This is a genomic window from Nocardioides hungaricus, assembly GCF_054782915.1.
Map to the genome: position 1 here is coordinate 1 of NZ_BAAGRO010000017.1, position 4,725 is coordinate 4,725.

Annotated in this window: 5 protein-coding genes and 1 pseudogene; 1 reads left to right on the forward strand and 5 read right to left on the reverse strand. The window is 69.5% G+C overall.

Annotated features, from left to right (window positions below):
* Positions 1-256: 256 nt before the first annotated feature.
* Positions 257-1,588 carry an ISL3 family transposase gene (locus ACYVKX_RS07400; RefSeq protein ID WP_460830131.1) on the forward strand — a complete coding sequence of 444 codons (1,332 nt, stop codon included), beginning with the start codon at positions 257-259 and terminating at the stop codon, positions 1,586-1,588.
* Between the two features lie 309 nt (positions 1,589-1,897).
* Here the strand turns inward: ACYVKX_RS07400 and ACYVKX_RS07405 are convergent, their stop codons facing one another.
* From ACYVKX_RS07405 to ACYVKX_RS07425, 5 genes and pseudogenes are all read right to left on the reverse strand, one after another.
* Entirely contained in the window at positions 1,898-2,137 is a 240-nt protein-coding gene (locus tag ACYVKX_RS07405; protein WP_460830142.1) for a hypothetical protein, read from the reverse strand.
* Between the two features lie 79 nt (positions 2,138-2,216).
* Positions 2,217-2,468 (reverse strand): annotated as a pseudogene (locus ACYVKX_RS07410) (DNA-processing protein DprA); the annotation flags it as partial.
* Positions 2,469-2,919: 451 nt separating this feature from the next.
* Positions 2,920-3,078 (reverse strand): hypothetical protein, encoded by a 159-nt coding sequence (locus tag ACYVKX_RS07415; RefSeq protein WP_460830133.1) that lies wholly within the window; start codon positions 3,076-3,078, stop codon positions 2,920-2,922.
* An 11-nt stretch (positions 3,079-3,089) separates the two neighbouring features.
* Complete coding sequence (locus ACYVKX_RS07420) at positions 3,090-4,118, reverse strand: DUF4192 domain-containing protein (RefSeq protein ID WP_460830136.1); 1,029 nt, start codon at positions 4,116-4,118, stop codon at positions 3,090-3,092.
* A gap of 14 nt (positions 4,119-4,132) precedes the next feature.
* Positions 4,133-4,525 carry a single-stranded DNA-binding protein gene (locus tag ACYVKX_RS07425; protein WP_460830139.1) on the reverse strand — a complete coding sequence of 131 codons (393 nt, stop codon included), beginning with the start codon at positions 4,523-4,525 and terminating at the stop codon, positions 4,133-4,135.
* Positions 4,526-4,725 lie beyond the last annotated feature (200 nt).

Sequence of the window (4,725 nt, forward strand, 5' to 3'; positions counted from 1 at the left end):
CCTGAACCCAACCGACGCGAGCCTCCACCGCAATCACCGATCACAAATCAACGGTGGTGGATCCGGGCTCAGGTTGGGTAACCGAAGCACACGTCCTGACGCCCACACCAAGGGCAGCGTCGGCGGCGTTTGACGGCTCTTCGCAGATGAGGGTGTAGCGGACGACGCGGCTGGGGTCGGCGCGTCGGTGCCGGGATAGAGGTCGAGGTCTTTCGAAGATGGCGGTTCCTACGCCAGCCACCCGAAAGACCTCGACGTGCACGACGCTACCCGTGCGGGCGCCTTCGCCTGCGCTGATCTGACGACCTTCTGCCGCCTCGATGAGCTGGGGCTGGTGGTGACCGGACAACGCCTCGAACCGAAGCGGGCGGTCCTGGCCTGCAAGGTCGTCGAACCCGAAGGCTCCCTGGAACGGTGGTGCCGTCGCTGCGGAGCCGAAGGCCTTCCGCGCGACACCGTGACCCGCGAGCTGGCCCACGAGCCGTTCGGGTGGCGGCCCACCACGCTGCGCATCACCGTGCGCCGCTACCGCTGCACCGGATGCGGGCACGTGTGGCGCCAAGACACCCACCGCGCCGCGCAGCCGAGGGCCAAGCTCTCGCGCCGCGGGCTGCGGTGGGCACTAGAGGCGATCGTGGTCGGCCACCTGTCCATGAGCCACGTCGCCGAGGCCCTAGGGGTCGCGTGGGGCACCGCCAACGACGCCGTCCTGGCTGAAGGCAGACGCGTGCTGATCGAAGGCGAGCACCGCTACGACGGTGTCACCGCGATCGGGGTCGATGAGCACGTGTGGCGCCACACCAGGCGCGGCGACAAGTACGTCACCGTGGTCATCGACCTGACCGCGGTGCGCGCCGGCACCGGTCCAGCACGGTTGCTGGACATGATCGAGGGCCGGTCCAAGAAGGTGTTCAAAACCTGGCTCGCCGAGCGCCCCGAACAGTGGCGTCAAGGCGTGGAGGTAGTGGCGATGGACGGGTTCACCGGCTTCAAGACCGCCGCGGTCGAGGAACTACCCGACGCGGTCGCGGTCATGGACCCCTTCCACGTCGTGCGGCTGGCGGGTGAGGCCTTGGACCGGTGCCGCCGCCGGGTCCAACAAGACCTCCACGGCCACCGCGGCCGCCGCAACGATCCGTTGTACCGCGCCAGGCGGACCCTGCACACCGGCGCCGGGCTACTCACCGAGAAGCAGGCCGACCGGCTGCGCGCCTTGTTCGCCGACGACAGGCACGTCGAGGTCGAAGCGACCTGGGGGATCTACCAACGGATGATCACCGCCTACCGCGAACCAGACCGCCGCCGCGGCCGGGAACTGATGACCAAGCTCATCGAATCGGTCAGCACCGGTGTCCCGGCAGCGCTGGTCGAGGTCATCACCCTGGGCAGGACCCTGAAGAAGCGCGCCGAGGACGTCTTGGCCTACTTCGACCGCCCCGGCACCAGCAACGGACCCACCGAGGCCATCAACGGACGCCTCGAGCACCTACGCGGATCAGCACTCGGATTCCGCAACCTGACCAACTACATCGCCAGAAGCCTGCTCGAGACCGGCGGCTTCAGACCCCAACTACACCCCGGTCTGTGAAGAGCCGCTTTGGTCCATCTGGCTTCTTAGACGATTCTTGACGACGTCTGCCCTGACCTGCGCAAACACCTGCAAGCGAAGGTTCAACCGAGCCGATCATTTTGCCGCCACTCGTTCCGATAGGGCTGCTTGTGCTGGCGTTTTCGGGTCATAAGTGCGGCACGGCTCAAATCGAGACTTCCCACCGGCGAGCCGACCTGGCAGTGCTGGAGACCGGTCGGAGTTGACACGACCTAGCACCGACTAGGGGCCGCTCAGCCATTCAGTGGTCGAACGAAGATGATCTGAGCGCGCCAGGATGCGTGCCTTTCACCGCCGAGGTGCGGCGGCCGGCGCCATCGGGCCCGGGACGGGGCTCTGCGCAGAGCGCGCTGGCCCGGGCAGGAAGGACTCGTCGGGCCGTGCGGCCGCGGCGACCGTCGGGTAGGCGTGGGTGGTGAGGTCGATGATGATCTCCGACGCGCTGGTGACCAGGCTGGCCTTGCCCAATCGGATCAGCTGGTTGACGCCGACCGAGGCGGCGCTGGTGACCAGTCCGGGGACTCCCATGACGGGCCGTTGCAGGGCCGGTCCAGTGCGCGGTGGTGAGGGCGCCGCTCCGGGCGGCGCCCTCGACAACCACGGTGCCTTCGGACAGCGCGGCCATGAGCCTGGTTCGGGCGAGCAACCGGTTGCGGGTGGGCGCGTCGCCGGGTGGCGCTTCGGCGACGACGAGGCCGCGTTCGGCGATCGCCTCAAGTAGCTGCGCGTGCGCGGCCGGCTAGGGCCGGTCGGCCCCGCAGGGCATCACGGCGATGGTCGGGCCGCCGGCGAGGAGGGCGCTGCGGTGGGCGGCCTGGTCGACCCCGTAGGCGAGTCCTCTGACGACGGTGTGGCCCATAGCCGCGAGGTCTCGGCTCAGTTCGGTGGCCTGATGCGTTCCGTAGTCCGTCGCGGCGCGACCCCACTACGGCCACGGCGTTGGCTGCGAGCTGGTGGAGGTCAGCCGCTCCCCTGGCCCAGAGTCCGACGGGTTCGCCGCCGCGGTCGTGCAGTGCGCCGGCGCCGCGCAGGCCCGCGAGCTGGTCGGGCGACTCGGGATCGCCGGGGATGACGAACCGGATGCCGCGGCCGGCGGCCTGCTCCAGGACCTTGCCGGGATCGACGTGGGCGAGCTCGTGGCCGATGGTGAAGCCCCAGTGGTTCTCCACCTCGCCGGCGGACTCGAGGAGTCGAGGACCTTGCCGGCGCCGAGCTCGCTGACCAGGCCGGTGACGCGCAGGTCGCCGGGCTCAATGACGCTGCTCAGCTTGACGCGGGCCAGCCGGTCGTCGACGTCGGCGTGCGGGTGCTCATTCCGGACCTCCCCACAGTAGGTCAAAGTCGGGTTCGTGGATGACGTCCAGGCGCTTGTCAGGGGCGTAGGCCGCAGGCCCGGGCACGACCAAGCGGTGCAGCTGCCGTTCCGTGACGCTCTGAGGCTGAACCGGGGTGTCGTCGTCGTGGTTCATCGCTGTCCTCCTCAGCGGCCCGGGGCCGGTCGGTCGGCGCCGGGCTGTGTGCCCGGGATGTCGTGCCGGTGCCCGGCCGGTGTCGGGACAAAGGACTCGTCCAGCTCGGCCGCGATCTCGCGCATCTGGGTCTGGTACCGGTCCCACTCGCGGGGGTGGATGCCGTTCTGCAGCGCCGAGGCGACGATGGCGGCCATTGAGTAGGGCCGGTCGGCGGGCACCTGGTCGAGGGCGCACCAGGCCCTCGCGCCGTCGCCGTGCAGCCAACTCGCGAAGCCGAGCAGGGACGCCGGCGCCGCGCGGACCTCGTCAGGAGCGCGGCGGGTGAGGTCGGTCCAGATCGCCGCGTGGGAGGTGCGGTTCTCACGGCTCATGTCCTCCCAGAGCGCGTCGCGGGTGCTGATCGTCTCGAGGGCCACCAGCATTCGTGCGCCGTCGACGTCGGAGAGCCGGTTACCGTCGGCGTGGAACTGCTCGAGCCGGTCCAGTGCCCAGTCCCGCTCGAGGGCGGGAGTGCTGGCCGCAGCCGCGGCTCGGGCCGCGGGGAGCGCTTGGGCGATCGGCTCCCGGTCACCGATCATGGACGCCGCCAGCGAGGCTCGACTGGCCGCCGGCTGCGCTCGGCCGGTAAGTACGGTGGCGGCCGCAATCCGCTCCGCGGTCGCCTCGGTCTGCAGCCCGGTCTGGCCCGTGTTGAACTCACGCCACCGCTCGCCGTCGGCCCACAGCCGGATATGGGTGGTGATGCCCACGGTCTCGAGGCGGTTGGAGAGATTCTGGCTGGCCAGCTCGGCGCTGCGGCGGTCCTCGGTGAAGCAGAGGATCGCCAGGCGGGCTCCGGGGCGGGCGTGGCGGCCGTACGGGCCGCTGAGGGCGTCCCACACCTCCTCACGGTCCGCGGCGGTCCGGGGCAGGTTGACGCGGGTGATGGGGAGCCCGGGTCGGAAGGGCACGAGGACGATCGACTCCTCGGGCTTGAAGCCGAGGACGTGCGGCACCGCGGCCAGCAGCTCGTCTGGGGACTGTGCGACGAGATCCATGGGAGCGAACCTCCTCAGCTGGCCTGGGCCGCGTGGGGGGCGCGGTCGATGCGCGCGGAGACGTACTTGAGCGAGAGACCGACCTCTCCGAAGCGGGTGTCAAGGACCACGATGTGTTCGGTGCGGTTCTCGCCGGTCTCCTTGTCCGCCCAGGTCTCGGTGCACTCGATGCCTTGGACGAAGATCGGGTCGCCCGATCCGCAGCTGTCGTGCACGTGGGTGGCGGCCGAGCCGAAGATCTTGACGTTGTGTGCCGTGGGCTCGTCGTTGACCCACTCCCCCTGGACGCTCTGGGTCCGGCGGTTGACCAGGACCCGGCAGGTGGCGAACGACCCGTTGTTCTCCCGGGTGTGGTGCAGCTCGGGCGCTCCGGCCAGGTTGCCGGCGAAGCTGAGGGTGGTGGACATAGCTTCCTCCTGTGTGATTGCGAGGCCTTGATCGGTTCGGCAGTCACCTACGTGTCATCCGGGCCCGGCAGCGATCACATCGGCCGAAGTCCACTCGCCGTTCGAGCCGGTCGGGGGCGTCGAGCGACGGAAACGAGCTTGTCAAGATTTCTGTGTAAGCGATCGGTCCCGTCGGTTTCGGTTGTTTACAGGTAGGGGTT

What these genes read in the sequence shown, in the direction of transcription:
- ACYVKX_RS07405 (WP_460830142.1), bottom strand. Translation starts at nt 2,137, where the DNA reads ATGGGAGTCCCCGGACTGGTCACCAGCGCCGCCTCGGTCGGCGTCAAC.
- ACYVKX_RS07415 (WP_460830133.1), bottom strand. Translation starts at nt 3,078, where the DNA reads ATGAACCACGACGACGACACCCCGGTTCAGCCTCAGAGCGTCACGGAA.
- ACYVKX_RS07420 (WP_460830136.1), bottom strand. Translation starts at nt 4,118, where the DNA reads ATGGATCTCGTCGCACAGTCCCCAGACGAGCTGCTGGCCGCGGTGCCG.
- ACYVKX_RS07425 (WP_460830139.1), bottom strand. Translation starts at nt 4,525, where the DNA reads ATGTCCACCACCCTCAGCTTCGCCGGCAACCTGGCCGGAGCGCCCGAG.